General features: G+C 55.7%; 18 protein-coding genes. 9 read left to right on the forward strand and 9 right to left on the reverse strand.

The window, feature by feature from the left end:
* The first annotated feature begins 285 nt into the window (after nt 1–285).
* The 7 genes from pheS (at nt 286) to WCY31_RS04675 (ending at nt 9,906) form a co-directional block, all read left to right on the forward strand.
* Nucleotides 286–1,278: a phenylalanine--tRNA ligase subunit alpha gene (gene pheS / locus WCY31_RS04645; RefSeq protein ID WP_231020871.1), complete on the forward strand. Its 993-nt coding sequence runs from the start codon at nt 286–288 to the stop codon at nt 1,276–1,278.
* Complete coding sequence (pheT, locus tag WCY31_RS04650) at nt 1,275–3,608, forward strand: phenylalanine--tRNA ligase subunit beta (protein WP_345973366.1); 2,334 nt, start codon at nt 1,275–1,277, stop codon at nt 3,606–3,608. Before pheS ends, pheT begins: the two co-directional genes overlap by 4 nt.
* Nucleotides 3,605–4,888 carry a 3-phosphoshikimate 1-carboxyvinyltransferase gene (gene aroA / locus WCY31_RS04655; protein WP_345973367.1) on the forward strand — a complete coding sequence of 428 codons (1,284 nt, stop codon included), beginning with the start codon at nt 3,605–3,607 and terminating at the stop codon, nt 4,886–4,888. The genes pheT and aroA overlap by 4 nt, the downstream gene beginning before the upstream one ends.
* The gene (locus WCY31_RS04660; RefSeq protein WP_345973368.1) at nt 4,878–5,714 is read left to right on the forward strand and encodes a 4-hydroxy-3-methylbut-2-enyl diphosphate reductase; all 837 of its coding nucleotides are present in this window, start codon (nt 4,878–4,880) and stop codon (nt 5,712–5,714) included. Before aroA ends, WCY31_RS04660 begins: the two co-directional genes overlap by 11 nt.
* A 127-nt stretch (nt 5,715–5,841) precedes the next feature.
* The gene (locus WCY31_RS04665; RefSeq protein WP_345971102.1) at nt 5,842–7,503 is read left to right on the forward strand and encodes a 30S ribosomal protein S1; all 1,662 of its coding nucleotides are present in this window, start codon (nt 5,842–5,844) and stop codon (nt 7,501–7,503) included.
* A 102-nt stretch (nt 7,504–7,605) separates the two neighbouring features.
* Nucleotides 7,606–9,192 (forward strand): phosphoglycerate dehydrogenase, encoded by a 1,587-nt coding sequence (gene serA, locus WCY31_RS04670; RefSeq protein WP_345973370.1) that lies wholly within the window; start codon nt 7,606–7,608, stop codon nt 9,190–9,192.
* A gap of 21 nt (nt 9,193–9,213) precedes the next feature.
* On the forward strand, nt 9,214–9,906 hold the full coding sequence (locus WCY31_RS04675) for a DUF2461 domain-containing protein (protein WP_345973371.1): 693 nt from the start codon (nt 9,214–9,216) through the stop codon (nt 9,904–9,906).
* Between the two features lie 2 nt (nt 9,907–9,908).
* On the opposite strand, the gene WCY31_RS04680 is transcribed toward WCY31_RS04675, so the two are convergent.
* Nucleotides 9,909–10,862 carry an AraC family transcriptional regulator gene (locus WCY31_RS04680; protein WP_345971105.1) on the reverse strand — a complete coding sequence of 318 codons (954 nt, stop codon included), beginning with the start codon at nt 10,860–10,862 and terminating at the stop codon, nt 9,909–9,911.
* Nucleotides 10,863–11,050: 188 nt separating this feature from the next.
* Here WCY31_RS04680 and WCY31_RS04685 point away from each other — a divergent pair, with 188 nt between their 5' ends.
* Nucleotides 11,051–11,512 carry a cupin domain-containing protein gene (locus WCY31_RS04685; RefSeq protein WP_345971107.1) on the forward strand — a complete coding sequence of 154 codons (462 nt, stop codon included), beginning with the start codon at nt 11,051–11,053 and terminating at the stop codon, nt 11,510–11,512.
* Nucleotides 11,513–11,527: 15 nt separating this feature from the next.
* Here WCY31_RS04685 and WCY31_RS04690 read toward each other — a convergent pair whose 3' ends face one another.
* The 8 genes from WCY31_RS04690 to WCY31_RS04725 all read right to left on the reverse strand — a co-directional run bounded on the left by WCY31_RS04690 (nt 11,528) and on the right by WCY31_RS04725 (nt 17,126).
* A complete protein-coding gene (locus WCY31_RS04690) occupies nt 11,528–12,274 on the reverse strand; it encodes a DUF2238 domain-containing protein (protein ID WP_345973372.1) in 747 nt (248 codons plus the stop codon).
* A 20-nt stretch (nt 12,275–12,294) separates the two neighbouring features.
* Nucleotides 12,295–12,657, reverse strand: coding sequence for a polymer-forming cytoskeletal protein (locus WCY31_RS04695; RefSeq protein ID WP_345973754.1), 363 nt, complete (start codon nt 12,655–12,657; stop codon nt 12,295–12,297).
* Nucleotides 12,621–13,574, reverse strand: coding sequence for a M23 family metallopeptidase (locus tag WCY31_RS04700; protein ID WP_345973373.1), 954 nt, complete (start codon nt 13,572–13,574; stop codon nt 12,621–12,623). Before WCY31_RS04700 ends, WCY31_RS04695 begins: the two co-directional genes overlap by 37 nt.
* A gap of 297 nt (nt 13,575–13,871) precedes the next feature.
* The gene (locus WCY31_RS04705) at nt 13,872–14,357 is read right to left on the reverse strand and encodes a GNAT family N-acetyltransferase (protein ID WP_345973374.1); all 486 of its coding nucleotides are present in this window, start codon (nt 14,355–14,357) and stop codon (nt 13,872–13,874) included.
* Nucleotides 14,358–14,385: 28 nt separating this feature from the next.
* Nucleotides 14,386–14,988 carry a LysE family translocator gene (locus tag WCY31_RS04710; RefSeq protein ID WP_345973375.1) on the reverse strand — a complete coding sequence of 201 codons (603 nt, stop codon included), beginning with the start codon at nt 14,986–14,988 and terminating at the stop codon, nt 14,386–14,388.
* A gap of 40 nt (nt 14,989–15,028) precedes the next feature.
* On the reverse strand, nt 15,029–15,820 hold the full coding sequence (locus WCY31_RS04715) for a hypothetical protein (RefSeq protein WP_345973377.1): 792 nt from the start codon (nt 15,818–15,820) through the stop codon (nt 15,029–15,031).
* A gap of 34 nt (nt 15,821–15,854) precedes the next feature.
* Complete coding sequence (locus WCY31_RS04720; RefSeq protein ID WP_345973378.1) at nt 15,855–16,196, reverse strand: cupin domain-containing protein; 342 nt, start codon at nt 16,194–16,196, stop codon at nt 15,855–15,857.
* A 240-nt stretch (nt 16,197–16,436) separates the two neighbouring features.
* Complete coding sequence (locus WCY31_RS04725) at nt 16,437–17,126, reverse strand: hypothetical protein (RefSeq protein WP_345973380.1); 690 nt, start codon at nt 17,124–17,126, stop codon at nt 16,437–16,439.
* A 416-nt stretch (nt 17,127–17,542) separates the two neighbouring features.
* Between WCY31_RS04725 and WCY31_RS04730 the strand changes: the two genes are divergently transcribed.
* The gene (locus WCY31_RS04730; protein ID WP_345973381.1) at nt 17,543–18,691 is read left to right on the forward strand and encodes a hypothetical protein; all 1,149 of its coding nucleotides are present in this window, start codon (nt 17,543–17,545) and stop codon (nt 18,689–18,691) included.
* The last annotated feature ends 60 nt before the right edge of the window (nt 18,692–18,751 follow it).

Below are 18,751 nucleotides of genomic sequence, written 5' to 3' on the forward strand. Positions count from 1 at the left end.
TGAATTGGAGGGTTTCGGTCTTGATTTTAAAGAAGAGCATTTCAGAGAAAAAGTGCCGAGGGCGCGCGAGCGCTCCGAGAGCACTTCTTCCAGAGCGCCCGCTGCTGATGTAGCGAAGCGGAATTCCGCAGGGCATAGCTCGAGGACAACGCGAACTTAGCGTTAGCGTAGCTGTAGGGGCTTTGCCCCTGCAGGGTAATTGATCAATGATACTGCCCTTTAAAGCTCTTTGGATACAATACGCGCAAGATACATGGGGGAGACGTCCCCGAGAAGGAGCCAGGGTTGCAAGAGTGGTATGACGCCATTGCGTCGGCACAGAGTGTCGACAAACTTGAAGAGATCCGTATTGCGGTGTTCGGGAAAAAAGGGGTACTCGCGGCCGAGTTCGCGAAGATGAAGTCCGTTCCCAACGAGGAGAAGGGTGCTTTTGCCAAAGAGCTCAACGAGCATAAGGCGAAGTTGACCGAGGCCTTTAATGTCCGCAAGGAGATCCTGGCCCTCGAAGCGCTCGAGGCAGGGATGAAAGCGGAGGCGATCGACGTGACCCTCTTCGGCCGGGGAAGCGAACGCGGTGCGCTGCACCCGGTGATGCAGACGATGGACCGCATCGTTGAGTACTTCGTCGCCATGAACTTTTCGGTCAAGACCGGCCCGATGGTTGAAGACGACTTCCATAACTTCGAAGCGCTGAACCTGCCCAAGTACCACCCGGCCCGTGACATGCAGGACACCTTCTACTTCAAAGACGAGCTGCTGCTGCGCACCCATACCTCCCCGGTGCAGATCCGCACGATGAAGCAGGAGAAGCCGCCGATCCGCATGATCGCTCCGGGCGCCGTGTTCCGCCGCGACTACGACCTGACGCACACCCCGATGTTCCATCAGGTCGAGGGTCTGCTCGTCGACGAAGAGGGCAAAGTCTCCTTCGCGAACCTGAAGTTCATTCTCGAGGACTTCCTCAAGTACATGTTCGGCGACGTCGAGGTCCGTTTCCGCCCGAGTTTCTTCCCCTTCACGGAACCGTCCGCGGAAGTCGATATCAGCTGTATCTTCTGCGGCGGCGACGGCTGCCGCGTCTGTTCCAAGACGGGATGGCTGGAAGTCCTGGGCTGTGGGATCGTCGACCCCAACGTCTTCAAGGCGGTCGGCTATGAGAACGTCAGCGGCTACGCCTTTGGCCTCGGCGTGGAGCGCTTCGCGATGCTGATCCACCGTATCGGGGATCTGCGCTCACTGTTTGAGGGCGATATCAGACTACTGGAGCAGTTCAAATGATTGTCACACGCCACTGGCTTAACGAATGGATCGACCTTTCCGACATTACGACGGAGCACCTGGCCAAGACTTTCAATGCCATCGGTCTGGAGGTCGACAGGGTAGAGTCCTACCGCATTCCGGAAAAAGTCGTCGTGGGCAGGGTTGCTGCGTGCGAAAAACACCCTGATGCCGACAAGCTCAACGTCTGCCAGGTTGATCTGGGCGGCGAAACGCGCCAGATCGTCTGCGGCGCGCCTAACGTCGCGGCGGGGCAGTATGTTCCCGTTGCCGTTGTCGGCGCGGTGATGCCCGGCGGCCTGGAGATCAAACCGGTCAAGCTGCGTGGCGTCGATTCGGCGGGAATGATCTGTTCCGCGACCGAACTGGGACTGCCGAAAGTGAACGACGGGATCCTTGTGCTTGATGAGAGTATCGGCGCACTCGAGCTCGGGAAGCCGCTCGCCGACTACCCGCTGATCAATGACGACCTGATCGAGATCGAACTGACGGCGAACCGCGGGGACTGTCTGAGTATCCGCGGGGTGGCCCGCGACCTCTGTGCGGCCCTGGACAAGAGCCTGAAACCCCGGGCCGCCGGCCGTGAGGACGAGAACCGCCTGGGCATTGGGCGTCTGCTGAAACTCGATGTTGAAGGCGATGTTACCGGAAGCGTCCGCTACCATGCGGTATCGGTCGAGTTCTTCGACGACTCACTGCTGATGACGTTGCGCCTGGCGATGATCGACGAGAGCCGCGCCAACGCCGTCGAAGGGTGTCTCGAGTACGCCATGCATACGACCGGCGTGATCCTGCGTGCCTACCCCGTGGACTTCTTCCGCGGCAATGACGAGAAGCTCGCCGAGATCGTCATCAAGCGCGAAGGCCACGGCCTCACCGCCGTCTACGGGCAGGAGTGCGCTTCGATCATCGGTATCCGCCAGGAAGATGCTTCCCGCCTGCAGGATGTCCGCGGCGTCATCGTCATCGAGGCGAGCTATATCGCCCCGGAGGTCATTTCGCAGAAGATGGCGGAGACGAAACTGCAAAGCGGGCCGCTTTACTACCGCACATCCCGGGGCAGCGAGCCGGAACTTTCCATCGGCAGCGACTTCCTTTTCAGCTGCATCGAGGCAAAGGGTGAAGGCAAGATCTACGGCGGCACCCTGGAGCATGCCGAAGTCTTCGAACCGAAGAATATCAGCATCGATATGGCCTACGTCAGCAGCATCGTCGGTACGGAAATAGACAAGAGCCGTGTGGCGAACATTCTCAAAAATCTCGGCTTTGATATTTCCAAATCGAGCGAGGAGCAGATCGTCGTCAGCGTACCGCGTTTCCGTCACGACATCGTCAACCGCCAGGATCTGATCGAAGAGATCGTCCGTATCGTCGGAATCGACAATATCCCGGCGAAACCGTTTGTCCTGACGGAAGCGGACCGGATCGACGATGACTACTTTACGTTCCGGAAAAAGCAGACCTACCGTCAGCGCGCGGCGCAGAGCGGCTTTTACGAGAGCGTTCACTTCGTCTTTAACGAGCGCGAGCAGCTTGACGCTCTTGGAATGGCGAGCGTCGCGAAGGAGCTCTCTCTGCTCAACCCGATCGCCGGGACACTCGATACCTTGCGTCCGACCCTGCTGGCAGGACTGCTCAATGCGGCCAGCAGCAATGCCAAGAACGGCCGCAAGCGCATTCCGCTCTTCGAGATCGGTTCGGTCTTCGATGTCCAGCGCCGCGAGTCGGTCAAAATCGCGCTTCTCTTTGCGGGAACCCTGAACGAGGACAGCCTCGATAACAGCGGAAAGCCGGAGAGTGTCAGTTTTGAGTCCTTCTCCAAACTGGCGGCGGACGTTCTGGGCGATTTCACCCTAAAGCCGGTTACGCCGACACACAAGATGGCCCACCCCTACCAGGCGGCAGCCGTCTACCAGAAGGGCCTCAAGATCGGGGAGATGTTCACCCTGCACCCGACGCTGCAGGCGGAGATGGACCTTCCGCGTACCGTAATGTTTGAAGGATCTTTTGATGCGCTCGCCTTTGAAAGGGTCGAAGCGAAGCCGTACTCCAAGTACCAGGCGTCACACCGCGACCTCAGCATCCTGATGCCGCAGGCCATGGCCTACGCGAAGGTGGCCGACGTCATCGAGGGAAGCCGCAGCGGCGAGATTATCCGCTTCTACCCCGTCGACCGCTATACGGACGAGACCCTGGGCGATCAGATGAGCCTGACGCTGCGTTTCGTGCTGCAGTCGCAGGAGAAGACCCTGGAAGAAGAGGAGATCACGGCGGCGATGGCAGGGATCCTTACCGCCCTCCAGAACGATCTCGGGGTAGCACTGCGATGAGCCGGGTCCGTATCGCGCCGGCGGGGACGTTTGCATTCCGCAGCGACAAGGTCGCGGCGGACAAATCGATCTCACACCGCAGCGCGATGTTCGCGACCCTCGCCGAGGGCACAAGCGTTATCAGGAACTTCCTGCGCGGGGAGGATACGATGAATACCCTGCGCATCGTGGAAGCGTTGGGGGCCGAGGTGGCGGATGACGGCGAGGTGATCACGATCGCCTCCCGCGGCATCAAAGAACCCGACGACATCCTCGACTGCGGCAATTCCGGCACGGGGATGCGGCTTTTCTGCGGGCTGCTCGCGTCGGCGGAGGGGCACTTCGTGTTGAGCGGGGACGAGTATCTCCGCCGCCGCCCGATGAAACGGGTAACGGCGCCGCTGCGCAGCATCGGCGCACAGCTCGACGGCCGCAACAACGGTGACCTGGCGCCGCTGAGCGTGCGCGGCGGTTCGCTGAAGGCTTTCGACTACAAAAGCCCTGTTGCCTCGGCGCAGGTCAAAAGCGCCATGATTCTCGCGGCGCTTCGGGCCGACGGTCCCTGCTATTTCGAAGAACCCGAACTCAGCCGAGACCATACCGAGCGGATGCTCAGCGGGATGGGAGCTTCGATCAAAACGGAGAATCTGCGAACGGAAGTGCAGCCGCTCGGCGGACTGCTGCAGCCCCTCGACATCCGGGTGCCTGCCGACCCGTCCAGCGCCTTCTTTTTTGCCGTCGCCGCGGCGATCACGCCCGGCAGCAGCGCCGTCATCGAGGGTGTCACCCTCAATCCGACCCGTATCGAGGCCTTCAAGGCGCTCGAACGCATGGGGGCGGATATACGCTACGAGGTGACCGACGAGCGGTATGAGCCCATCGGGAACATCGAGGTGCGCTACCGGCCGCTCAAGGCGGTCGTCGTCGAGGAGAACATCGCCTGGCTGATCGACGAACTGCCGGCACTGGCCGTCGCGATGGCGACGGCGGAGGGGACCAGCGAGGTCAAAAATGCCGAAGAGCTCCGGGTTAAGGAGAGCGACCGCATCAGTACGGTGATGACGAACCTGAAAAAATGCGGTATAGTCTGTGAAGAGTTTAACGACGGATACCGTATTACGGGCGGGGCGTTGCAGGCGGCCGCCGTCGACAGTTTCGGGGACCACCGCATCGCGATGAGTTTTATCGTTGCTGGTCTGCGCTGCGGGATGGAAGTCACGGATACCGACTGCATCCGGACCTCCTTCCCGAATTTTTTCGAACTGATCGGTACGATCGGGGAAGTGCAACATGAAGATTGAACTGGCAGAGAACTATGGCTTCTGTTTCGGCGTCAAACGGGCGATCAAGATCGCCGAGGAGAACCGCCAGTCGGCCACCTACGGTCCGCTGATCCATAACGCGAAGGAGATCGAGCGTCTCCAGAAGGATTTCCAGGTCGCACTGACGGAGAACCTGGACGATTTCAAAGCGGGCGACACGGCGGTCATCCGGACCCACGGCATTCCGAAGCAGGAGCTGGAGACGCTCTATGCGCGAGATGTCCATGTCGTCGACGCCACCTGCCCCTATGTGACCAAACCGCAGCAGATCTGCGAGGAGATGAGCGAGCAGGGGTACGACATCGTCATCTTCGGCGACGAGGCGCATCCGGAGATCCGCGGGGTCAAGAGCTACGCCACGGAAGGCGCTTATGTCGTCATGAGCGTCAAGGAGCTCGAACAGATCCGCTTCAAAGAGAAGATCGCCGTCGTGGCGCAGACGACGCGGAAAGTCGACGAGTTCCTCAAAATCGTCAATTACCTGATACCGCACTATAAAGAGGTAAGGGTCTTCAACACGATCTGCAACGCGACCTTCGAAAACCAGGACGCGGTGCGGGACCTCTCGAAACGGGCCGACGTGATGATCATCATCGGCGGGAAGAACTCCTCGAACACGAAGCAGCTGCACAGTATCGCCCAGGCGTACTGCCCCGACAGCTATCACATCGAAGGGCCCGACGACATCGACGACGCCTGGTTTGAAGGCAAAGCGTACTGCGGCATCAGCGCCGGCGCTTCGACACCGGATTGGATCATTGAACAGGTGATTGCGCGGATCAAAACGGGGTCGAAGAGCGCTTAACAGTTCCGGCGCGTTTCCGGAAGATGCTGCTTAGCGTAAAAAATCCGTCCTGCTGTAATCTTTCTGCTTCATAAAAGCTTTCTTTCGCTATACTCACGAGATTTTATTACGTAATAAGGGTACAGGTATGGCTTTCGATAACGAAGCATTTGAAGAGGAAAATTTCGCCGAGATGCTTGAGGCTTCTTTCCAGGAGCAAGAATCAAACCGCATCACCGAAGGTGAAATTGTCGCAATCCAGGAAGACGATAATCGCGCGCTCGTCGGAGTTGGAGAGAAACTGGAAGGTATCATCAGTCTTGATGAGATCAGGGATGAAGCAGGCGACCTGCTTTTCAACGTCGGTGACAAGATCACGGTTATGGTCACAGGACACTACAACGAGCGTCCGAAGATCTCCTACCGCAAGGTCCTCGAGCAGCAGAAGACGATGGAATTCGTCGAAGCGCACAAAGAGGATTTCGAAGATGTGATCATCGAAGGCATCGTGACCAAGAAGAACCGCGGCGGCTACGTGATCGAAGCGGACGGCGTCAGCTTCTTCATGCCGCGTTCACTCGCGGCGTTCAAAGAGAGCGACAATGTCATCGGTCGCAAAGTCAAGGCGCAGGTCATCAAGCTTGATCCGGAAGACAACTCCATCGTCGTCTCCCGCCGCAAACTCTTCAACGAAGAGCGCAAGCGCAAGAAAGAGATCATCGACCAGCTGATGGAAGAGGGTACGATTGTCGAAGGTGTCATCAAGAAGATCACCAGCTACGGTATGTTTGTAGACGTCGGCGGTGTCGACGGTCTGGTCCACTACAACGAGATCAGCTACAAAGGCCCGGTCAACCCGTCCAAGCTCTACAACGAAGGCGACAAAGTCAACGTCAAAGCGATCGCTTACGACAAAGACAAACGCCACCTCTCCCTCTCCATCAAAGCGGTCCAGCCGGATCCGTGGAAAGAGATCGAGGACGAACTCGAAGCGGGCGATACCATCACTGTCACCGTCAGCAACATCGAGCCGTACGGTGCGTTCGTTGACCTCGGAAACGATATCGAAGGTTTCCTCCATATCTCAGAGATCACCTGGGACAAAAACATTAAGAACCCGAAAGACTACCTGACCGTCGGCGACGACATTGACGTCGAGGTGATCGACGTTGATCCGGAGAAGCACAAGCTGCGCGTCTCCCTCAAGCGTCTCCTGCCGAAACCTTTCGACGAATTCGCGAAGAAATTCAAAGAGGGCGATATTGTGACCGGTACCGTCACATCCCTGACGGACTTCGGTGCGTTCGTCAAGATCGCCGGCGTCGAAGGCCTCCTGCACAACCAGGATACGACTTGGGAAAAAGGTGTCAAAGCCAAAGACCTCTTCAAGTCCGGTGACGAAGTCGAAGTCAAGATCGCGAAGATCAACCGCGACGACCAGAAGATCTCCCTCAACCGCAAGATGCTCGAAGAGAGCCCGGTTGAGAAGTTTGCCGCTTCCCACCGCGTCAACGACATCGTCAAAGGCAGCGTCCGTGACGTAAAAGACTTCGGTGTCTTCGTCTCCCTCAGCGACGGCGTCGATGCGCTGATCCGCAACGAAGACCTCGAACCGCTCAAAGCGGAAGAGCTCGAAAAAGGGCAGGAGATCGAAGCGGCAATCGTTGCGATCGATGCCAAGCGCGACCGTATCCGCCTCTCTGTCCGCAAACTCGACAGACTGCACGATCAGAAAATCCTCGACAAACTCAACGAAGAGGACGGTTCCAACAGCCTCGGCGACCTGATCAAAGACCAACTCAAAAAATAACCCCTTTCCGCACCGGCGGAGGGGCTTCCCAAATTTATCAGCAATGCCCTGCAGGGCAGGTACTTGTTGATAACATTTTCAATTTCACTTTAGGATTTTAAGATGGAAAAATACAAAGTAGTCGTGTGTGACCATATCCACGAAGCCGGGCTCGAGATGCTTCAGAACGATCCGCAGATCGATTACGTCTTTGCTGCCGATGTCGACAAAACGGCGCTGCTCGATGTCATCGCCGACGCCGACGTCGCGATCACACGCTCCTCTACCGACGTGGATGACAAGTTCATCGGTGCCGCCAAGCAGATGAAGGCGATCGTCCGCGCCGGTGTCGGTGTCGACAATGTCGATATCGACGGCTGTTCCAAAGAGGGGATCATCGTCATGAACGTCCCGACGGCCAATACGATCGCTGCCGTCGAGCTGACCATGGCCCATATGCTCTCCTGTATGCGTATGTTCCCCTACTCCCACGACCATCTTAAAAACCAGCGCATCTGGAAGCGCGAGAAATGGTACGGCTACGAGCTCAAAGGCAAGAAGCTCGGCATCATCGGTTTCGGTAACATCGGGAGCCGCGTCGGGGTACGCTGCAAGGCGTTCGAGATGGACGTCGTGGCTTACGACCCGTACATCCCGGCCTCCAAGGCGACAGACCTCGGCGTGAAATACACGGACAGCTTCGATGAGATCCTGGGCTGCGACATTATTACGATCCATACACCGAAGAACTCAGAGACAATCGACATCATCGGTGCCGATGAGATCGCGAAGATGAAAGACGGCGTCGTGCTCGTCAACTGTGCCCGCGGCGGCCTTTACAACGAGGAAGCGCTCTATGACGGTCTGAAATCCGGCAAGATCCGCTTCGCCGGTATCGACGTCTTCAAGAAAGAGCCGGCAACGGACCACCCGCTGCTCGACCTGGACAACATCGTCGTTTCCCCGCACCTCGGTGCGAACACCTTCGAATCCCAGTACAACATCGGTACGCAGGCGGCGCAGCAGGCGATTGAGGCAGCCAAGGGCATTGCCTTCCCGAATGCCTTCAACCTGCCGATCGACGAGACGAAGATCCCGGCATTCGTCAAACCGTTCCTGGAGCTCGGACAGAAGATCGGCTTTATGGCGAGCGAGCTCAACCGTGCACCGATCGTCTCCATCAAGGTCAGCGCACAGGGCGATATCGCCGAGTACCTCGATTCGCTGAGCACCTTCGTCACCGTCGGTACGCTGGCGGACAAGACGGGAGACACCATCAACTACGTCAACGCCTCTTTCATCGCCGAGCAGAAGGGGATCAAGATCGAGACCTCTGCCGAGCTCGACAGCAGCGCCTATAAAAACCTCATTTCCGTCAAACTGACGACGGACAAGCGTGTCGTCGATATCGACGCGACGATCTTCGAAGAGGGCGTCCAGCGTATCGTCGAGGTCAACGGTTTCGACCTCGATGTCGAGCCGAAGGGGAACTTTACCCTCTTCAAAAACACCGACGTCCCGGGCGTGATCGGCAAAGTGGGATCACTGCTGGCGCGTAACGGCGTCAACATCGGCGACTTCCGCCTGGGCCGCAACAGCAACGGCGAGGCCCTTGCAGTCATTATCACCGACACGCCGGTCAAAGACGCAGCACTTTCAGAGCTCTCCGCCCTTGAAGAGTGCATCAGCGTCGACACCGTCCGCCTCTAAAGAGACCATCGGAGCTTTCCGGTGTTCTCGCACTTCCCCGCAGGAACCCTCCCTTTTCTAGCCGAACTACAGGGCAATAACAGCAAGGCGTGGTTTGACGCCAACAAGATGCTCTACCATGAACTTGTGCTCGAACCCAGCCGTGCATTTGTCGAGGAGATGGGCGAACACCTCATGGCCCTCGTGCCGACGATCAATGCCGTACCGAAAGTCAACGGTTCGCTCTTCCGCATCTACCGCGACCAGCGTTTCCATTTCGACGAGCCGCCGCTGAAGGACCATATCGGCATCGTCTTCTGGCAGGGCGGCGGCAAGCGGATGCAGAGCAGCGCCTTTTACCTTCATTTCGATCCGCAAATGCTCCTGGTCGCAACGGGCCTGCGCCGCTTCAAGCCGGCCATGCTCTCCGCGTATCGTTCCTATCTGAAATCCGAGGAGCGTCGCAGGGAGCTGCAGGCAATCCTCGAACGTCTGACACAGAAGGGGTACAGGCTGCCGGAGAAACGTTACAAGCGTTTGCCGGCCGGTTTTGACGCATCAATGCCGCTGGCGGAGCTGGCCCTGTATAACTGCATGTATGCTTCTACGGAGACCAAGGCGGCGCTGATCACGTCCGAGATGCTCATTGACACGCTTTATGCCCATTACGAAGCGATGCTGCCGCTGCAGCAGTGGGTGTACGAGATGACGCTCTATGCGGAGCAGCAGGCGTGACGCTACCGATGCTTTCCGGGGACAAGCGACGGGTAGTCTATCCGGTTGCGCAGACGGTACTCCTTCGGACAGATGCCTTCATGGTTTTTGAAAAAACGCCCCAGTTGTGAGGGGCTTTCGAAGTTGAGGGCGTAGGCGATCTGTTTGATCGACATATTGCCGAAGCAGAGCAGGTACTGTATCTCCTTGATGATACGCAGGTGGATATAGGAGAGCGCGCTGCGGTGCAGGGTCGCTTTGACCGTTTCGCTGAGATGTTTCGGGGTGACGGCCATCATCTCGGCATAGGCTTTGACGCTCTTTTTGTTCCAGAAATGCTCTTCGATCAGGACGAGGAACTCCGCGCTGAGCTGTTCGGCCCTGGTGAGGTTCTGCGGAAGGCCGGCATTCTGCTTTTCGCGTTTAAGAATGAAGAGCAGCTGGGTGATCAGCATCTTGGCCATACTCCTGAAATCCTCTTTTTTCTGACGCAGTTCATAGCTAAGCTGTTCGTAAAGGGAGAGGACCTGGGCATAGCTCGCCGTATCGAGGACGACATCGTTCTGGTGAAGCCGGTGAAAGGCGAAGAGCGGATTGAGGGCTTCGGAGGAGAGGTTCTCCTCTTCAATGAACGCCTTGTCGAAAAGCAGCACATAGGTTTTCGACTCTTCCGAGATATCCCTGAACGCATAGATGGAGCCCGGACAGACCAGTTGCAGTGCCTGCGGTTGTATCGTGTAGTCAAAATGGTTGACACTGCGGATGGTCTCCCCTTTCAGCCGGAGAAAAAGGGCGTAATAGTCGAACCGCAGGGGAATACCGTGACTCGGAGCGATGTCATCGAGCAGTAAGACGACATCCTTCGCTTCGAAACCTTCGGCGTAAAAGTCCATGCCGAAGGAGGGATTGGGTTTGAAAAGGTACTTATAGGTATTGATCGTCTCTTCGATCGTGTATAGCGGAAGCGGCGCCCCCATTGTCTCACCTTTCGTCTTTTGCCTATTATAGTGACGCAATAACTATAGAAAAATCAAATAATCCGACCAATTGCACAGTTAAGCGAACATTGGCTCTTTCCAACGGATGGCGGTGCTGTTAAGATAGTGGGGTAGTACTGCAAAATTCATTTTGAGGCCGCCATGGCCTTTGATAAAAAGGATTCTCAATGTTATTACCGAACCGCAAAATGGCAGTGATGGTGTTGGCGTCCGTCGTGACAGGGCTTTTCTCGGGACTCTCCGCCGACGAGCCGGCACTGGCGTACAAGTACGATGATCAGCGGCTTCAGTGGGGGCCTTGCCCTGCTTTCCTCGGCGAGGCGTGCAAGATCGCCGTTTTGCATGGCGATCCGGCCAAGCCCCACACGGATGTTTTGTTCAAAGTCCCGGGGGATTACAAGATTCCGCACCACTGGCATACCTCGGCGGAGCGCATGATCCTCGTCTCGGGCAATATGACGGTCCAGTACGACAACCAGAAAGCCGAATTGATTGAAACCGGTATGTATGCTTTCGGACCAGAGAAGCATCCGCATGTCGCCTACTGCGAAAAAGGGGACCCCTGTGTGCTCTTTATCGCATTCAACGAACCCATTGACGCTTTCGAGATCATGAAACCCGCTGAATAAGAGGGAAGAGGGCGGTTATTTATTATGCCGCTGCCGCCACAGGCGCATCAGGGCGTTTTCGCCCAGCGGGTGCTTGTGCTTGACCCGAAAACTGTGGACCCACTCCCGGACGAAATCCTTCTGCAGGGTTGCGTTGATGGCGGCGGTGATGACCATGGCAATGAGGGCGCCGATAGTGGCAAAGAGCATATCCTTGTGCGCATCCCAGGCGTCGCCCTGGGTACCGAGATAGGCCATCCCCAGGTCGCCGCCGAAATAGACGGCCGCGCCCCATTCGACCAGTTCATAGAGCATGGAGCTGGCCATGGTGACGAGGAGGGGGAAAAAGTAGCCCCAGAACCCTTTGACGTCGACGACCCGCAGAAAGAACTCCCGCAGCGGGTAGGCAAGCAGCAGGCCGTAGAGAAAATGGACGACACGGTCGAAATTGTTACGCTCCCAGCCGAAGAGCCCGTTGAGCGAAATACCGAAGAGGGATTGTCCCCACGCCTCATAGGGCACTTCGGCATAGGTGTAGTGGGCGCCGACTTCGTGCAGGTAGAGGAAAAGAAAGATCAGCGTCAGCGAAATGCGCGAGAGGGGAAACGTTCTGAAGGTCGTGGCGAAAAAAAGCACGGCCAGCAGGACCAGTACGTTTTCGAGCAGCCAGTCATGACGGTCGCAGGGAGCGAATGCGAGAAAGATAAATTCCACTCCGAAGAGCACGGAGAGGAGGAGAAGGTAGCGGTTATGGGCGTAGCAGCACTCCTCTTCCTGTTGCATTCACGCTCCTGTCGCCTGGATCAGCTCTTCTTTTCAGCGGGCTTTTCGGCCGCGGCGTCCTTAACGGGCTTTGCCGCGGCTTCGGACGTTTTGCGATGGCTTTCGCCTTCAAAGATCCCTTTGGACTCGATCACCATCTCTTTTGAGGAGATGACCCCTCCGACGTAACCGTTCTCCTTGATCTCGACCCGATCGACGTCGAGGGTCCCTTCGATGCGGCCGCGCACGATGAGATGCGGTGCTTTGACTTCGCCGACGATCACACCGTTCTGTCCGACGGTGATGACCCCCTTGGAACGCATAGTCCCCTCCAGACGACCGTCAAAAAAGACGTCGCACTCCAGTGCTATTTCGCCTTTGAGTAAAGCGCCAGCTGTGATGATGGTGGTACTGGTGTTGGTGACGGGAGCTTTTGCAGGTGCTGATCCTGAGTTATTGTTGCTACCAAAGATTGCCATGGTACTTTTTTCTCCTTTTCAAAGATGGTGGCATAGTGTTCAAGATCCCACTTGATGAACCAGTAGGGATTGAGTTTGCGCTGGATAAATCGCACTTCGTAATGAAGGTGCGGTCCGTTGCTCATCCCGCTGTTGCCCGTATAGCCGATAACGTCGCCTCTTCTGACATACTGGCCGGATTTGACGCTGATCTTGTTGAGGTGGCCGAAATAGGTCTTGAAGCCGTAGTTGTTGTCGACGATGATCAGACGCCCGTAGCCGCTGCTGCTGTGCAGCCCTGCGTACTCGATGACGCCGTCTGCCGTGGCATGGATGGGGGTGTTCATCGGCGCGCGGAGGTCGCTGCCGGGATGGAACTCTTTGCGGTGGAGCGTGGGGTGGGTACGGTAGCCGAATTTGCTCGTAATGCCCCGGTATTCGACGGGGGAACCGTTGGGGATGTGCTGCAGCAGCGCCGCGCGCTGTACGGAGGTCATCTGGGCGATCTCAACGCGTTCAAGCAGGCTGCTCTCCGTTTCCGTATCGGGCGCCAGGCCGATCAGGCTTTCGATGCCGTCGAGGCGGTCGGAAACGGTGGTCAGCTCCTTCTGTTTCGCGGCCAGGTCCAGCTCGGCCGCGGTGATAGAGCTGCGCAGTTCGGCGTTGTGCGCTTCGAGCTGAAGCTTTTTCTCGTCGATATCGTTGAGGGAGGCGTTGAGGAAGACAATAAACGCGACCCCTGCGGCAATCAGTGTGACGAGGCCTGCTCCCGCGTACAGAAGGACTTTCTTGACGATATTGTGCAGGCTGTACTGCCGTACGCCGTCAATGTCGTGTATCGTGACAGTGAAGCGTGTATTCATCCTTCCGCGTCTCCTATGATACTGCCGAAACAGCCCTCTTTATTTTTATGTATGAAAATTAAATTATTATCTTTGTTTAACAAAATATTTATATGACATTATACCTTGATTTGATGCGGTATCGTTTCCGTAAAAACGGTACGATGTCATACTGAGATCAATATATAATATTTTTAAATACCGCGCTCATTTTACATTGCTAATCTTAAGAAAATTATAAAGCATTAAATTCATGTTTTTTAATATTTATTTTAAATAAAATTTGATAGAAGAATCCCCTCTGCTTCCCGAAAATCCTCAGGAAAGGTCTATATCGCTTTTCAGTTTTCTGCCGCCGGAGATTTCAAAAGTATGGCGTTCATAGAAGTTCAGTGTCCTGTCAAACTCCGGCAGGGGAGGCGTCGTCACCTCCAACCGCTTCCACCCTCTGGAGGCAGCGAAATCTTTAGCGCGCTTCAAGAGCGCCACACCTACTCCCATCGAACGGTAGGGGGGACGTACATAGAGTTCCGGAATCGTACCGTAGGCTCCTTCGGCGTAGAGGGCGTAACTTTCATAGAGTGAAATAAAACCGATCGCCTCTCCGGTTGCGGGGTCCTTGGCGAGGAAGACATAATAGACGCCTCTGGATAACAGCTCCGCAGCCCGGGTTTCCGTCTCATCCTGATGAAAGCGGAAGGCTTTGACGTTGATACGCTCCATGATCTCGTGAAGCAGTTCCCCGGTCATGACGGCGATGTCACGGGCATTTTCAGGTGTGGCGCAGATGATAGTGGGGTGCATGGGGTATGTCTCCTTGGGATCGGGCGTATCAGGCTTTTGCGAGCAAAACGCTGCCTGTACCTATCATGACGCTCCCGGCCGTGCGCTTCAGACGTTTTTGCGACTGCTCGCTTTTGAAAAGCATGCCGGTTCGCGCGGCGGAGAAAGCATAAAAGAGCATGACGGAGCCGAGAATCAAGGCAAGTGCAAGCGCGGTGAGCACAACGTCGACACTTTCCAGAGCATGCAGGTCGACGAAGGCGGGGAGAAAGCCCAGATAGAAAAGGATGACTTTTGGATTGCCCAGCGTGATGGAGAGGCCGCTCAGGAATCCGTACTTCTTGGACGCCGCGACGCGCATCTGTTTGGGCGGTGCACGCCACAACTGGACCCCCAGCCAGATGAGATAGGCGGCACCCGCATACTTGATCATGACAAAGAGGAGCGAAAAAACCTCGGCGATGGCCGCGAGGCCGTAGATAGCGGCCAAAAGAAAAACAAGATCGCCTGCAACGATCCCCGCGATGACGGGCAGGGTTGCGTTGAAGCCCGATGCCAGCGCTTTGGAAACCGTGATAAACGCCCCGGGACCGGGGGTAGCGGCCAGCAAGAACATGGCGACCGAAAAAGCCGCAAGGTCGTACAAGGTCATTGCTATCCTTTCTGCCCTTTAAATGCGTTTGTCATGCATTTTAGCACGGCGCGACGCCGAAACCGCTGCCGATGGCATTGCCGACGGCGTTGATCACCTCCGTCGTCACCCTGGCTTTGTTGAAGGCGATATCGCACAGGAAGGCGAAGACGACGAGCAGGTAGGCGAGAAAGCCGAAACCGGTGTAATCGTTATAGAGGATGGTATAGAACCAGTTCTGTTCCAGGAGGTAAAAATAGGAACAGACGGCACTCGACACCAGCAGAAGCATCCCGGGAAGGAACAGATGCGTGGTCGCCCGCGGTTTCAGGAATGAGACCAGGAAGAGCAGGAGAAATACGAGGGCGTTCACGCCGAGAAAGATCCGCACGTCCTTGGTGAGTTCGACGACGATCTGCATGTATTTCGCCTGCATAAAATCCGCCAGTTTCGCCTTGGCTGTTTCGGCATTGGCAATTTCAAAACGGATATAGCCCCTCAGGCGTTCTTCCCATTTTTCTCTGCATGCACAATCGAGATCGCGGACTTTGGAAAGCTGTTCGGCCATGAGGGCGGGCAGATCATGTCTGAGCATCTCCTTGTAAAGCGCCAGTTTGGCATCGGCCTGTTGCGTCAGCACCTGCGCCTTGCTCCCCAGCATCATTTCCAGTCTCCTCGATTTCGGCCATGCGATGGCGTCGATCTTTGCATCGGCTTCGCGCTGGAGTTTCCACTCAATGAACCCTTTGCCCGACTGCTCGATGGCCTGCGGGTCGGCAAACGTGAAAAAGAAAAGCGGCACAAAAAAAAGGACGCCCAGCAGTCCGAACCCCCGAAGCAGATATTTTTTCAAGACGCTTCCCCGTGTTTAATGTGAACCATGCGCCTCAGGCATCCACTCTGTCCCCGTGGCTTGGCGGTGTAGAGACCACTAAAAATTCCAAATCCAGCACGTGCTCGTTGTTCAGGGAGTGCGCAATCCCCGCGGGAATGTGAAAGCCTTCCCCGGGGGCCAGAAGGTATATTTCCCCGGAGACCTCAAGGGTGGCGATGCCGGAAAGTATATAGAAGAACTGCTCTGCACTGCTGTGGAGGTGACGGGTCTCCGATGCGCCCTGCGGCATGCGTTCGCGGATAACGTTGAGGTTGGCTGAAGCGGCCAGATGCCAACCGTCACAGTTCTCCCCCCATCCGTAATGATCGCTGTTTGTAATGGAAACGACGGGCAATGCAGCCTCCTTTATTGACGATAATGAACTGTTATGCACTGCCGGAAGGACCGGATAACCGTGCATAAAGTATTTATGCCTTCTTCGGAACCGACGGGGAATGCTTCATTTTCTTGTTCATCTCCGAAAGAGATGATTCAGTTGTCAGCTATGATATCTCATTTTTTGGATACTGTTCATACGAGCATTCACGCTCAGATCTGCTTCGCAGCTTCATCCGCTGCAGTATGCGGCCGATGCCTATCGCCATATCCCTTTTCGCTTCTGCTCTCTCAGAACAGCGAGAGCCTCTTCCCTGATGAGGCTGGGATTGACCTCGAGGATCTCTTTAGCGACGGGCTGCAGTTCAGGGACGTCGCCGACCTTCATCGCCTCCAGTGCCATGCGGACCTTGAAATGCAATTTGGCATTACTGGACAGGGACCATTTTGCGGACGCCGCGGTGAGGAACAGGTTGATATCCTGACGCTCGTCCAGGTGCTTCAGCAAAGCAATGATCGCATAGAGATATTCAAAGTCGCCGGTGGTGAAAAAGCAGGCCCAGTACATGTCGACTTTGGCGGGGGAGAGGGGTGCTGCATCCAGCAGCGCACTCGGCGATCGGCGCAAGGAGTGCATTAAGAGCGATTTGGCCGGTTCCCTGATGCCCTGTATTGTCTTCTCCCACTGCGCTTTCCGGGAAGCGTCATACATGGAAAAGAGCGAACTGAACGACATGAGCATCAGGGCTTTCGCATTTGGATTGGAGGCCATCTCGGAGGAGCCGAAAAAAGTAATGGCGCTGTCAATAAGCTCCGGTTGGGGATGGAGATAGAATGTATGAACGAAACCCTGGAATTCATTCATCGTTGTAATGTTTTCAAGCTTTTGGGTTGCGTGCACGGCGATGCTCAACAGAAGGACGAACGATAAAACAAGAAGCTTTTTCATGTCTACTCCTTTGTAGCCGACACTCTCCAGACGCTACAGCACTATAGCAGGACGAGCTTTGTCGTTGCCGTAAGGCGCCCAACAACTAACAGATAAGAACCATTGTACATGTTCAAACTTATTCCAACCAAAACTATTCATGTTAATTCTACCTGAATCGACTGTTTTGTGCATGGCTTGAGGAGAAACGAATGTACCATCCTTCGATGCGGATGACGGGGGAACCCACGTCTATGCAGGTTTTTGGGCGGGGTTGTGGAATGGATAGCGCAGAAGACATGGAAACAAAACGTGAGGACTCTCCCGATCGTTGCAAACGGCAACGGCATTGAAATATGGAATTTAAGCAAATCGAATAAACGGTAATATACAATATATGATGCTTAGAAACATAAAGTAAAAAGGAGGTGGATCAGATGATGAGAGTACTTATTGTGGCGATCTTTTTACTGACAGGAGGGATAACAATGGCATCGGAATTAACACAGGAAGAGCAGATCAGGCAGTTGGAGGACGAGACCAAGCTTTTAACGAAAAAATCGGCATTGGTACAAGCGCAAAAAGCATTGGCGGATGCCGAGGCGGAGATGGATTCTGCGCAACTTCAAAAGATCAAAGCGGCACTGAGCGAGTGGAAGCTGCCCGAGGGGAACAAGGGGACGGTGACGGTCTCGGATGGGAAGGATAACATGGCGCTGCTTCGGAGCAAGCGCCCGATGCTGGCGTTGATGGACGAGATTGCCGATACGCTGGTCGATCTCTGCCCTGAAGGAGCCGTTCTGGTCTCGGAGGCGGAACTGAAAAAGGCATATATGTCAGCGTACACGCTCCGTATGATCGACGAATCGATTGCGGCGCTGCAAAGCTTCAATGCGCAAGCGACGCAGCCCTCGCAGGGGGAATCCATGAAAATGCAGGGAATGGCCGCTGCGATATCGTTGCTTGGCGTCGTCCCGGAGGTCATCGAGAGTGTTTCCAAACTCTTTCGCGTTGACCGCTCCATCACGGTGTTCAATGATGAAGCGGAGGCGGAAACGATCCTGAAAAATCTGCTGGATTCAAAAGCGAAAAGCAGATTTGTGACCCATCCGGCAGCCGTGGGCGGCAGAGCCCAAAAGGAGGCAGAAGCACTGTTGGAAAAAAGAACCACTATGAGCCGCGAACTCGGCGCTGCCATGATAAACCTGGAACGCGCTAAAAAGACGTCGGAGGGCGATGGCGCCGTTTTGGCCATGATAGAGACGGACATTCAGCATGCCAAAGCACTGCTGGAGACCCTGAATAAGAGCGAGGAGTTCTGGAATCAGGTTGAGGGGCAGATGATCGCATCGTCGATCAAGGAGAAGGATCTTCTTTTTCTGAAAACGTCGGTCCAGACGCTCCAGGTTAAAGAGTCGCGTTGGTATGCGAGTGACAAGTTGTTTGCCGTCGGTGAAGTGCAGGTCCTTTACCGGCTGACAGACCCCGATGGGGCGGTGAAGAAGGCCGGTGTCATTTTGAAATCTTCCAGGGCGGAAAATCTGTGCCTCGATAGGCTGCAACCTGCTGACTGGTCGCGGCCGTAACGGGCAGTCTTCTGTCGGGAACTGTGATCAAAGGAACGCCTGTTTATGCAGGGTTCTAAA

This window comes from Sulfurimonas sp. HSL3-1 (assembly GCF_039645995.1).
GTDB classification, from domain to species: domain Bacteria; phylum Campylobacterota; class Campylobacteria; order Campylobacterales; family Sulfurimonadaceae; genus Thiomicrolovo; species Thiomicrolovo diazotrophicus.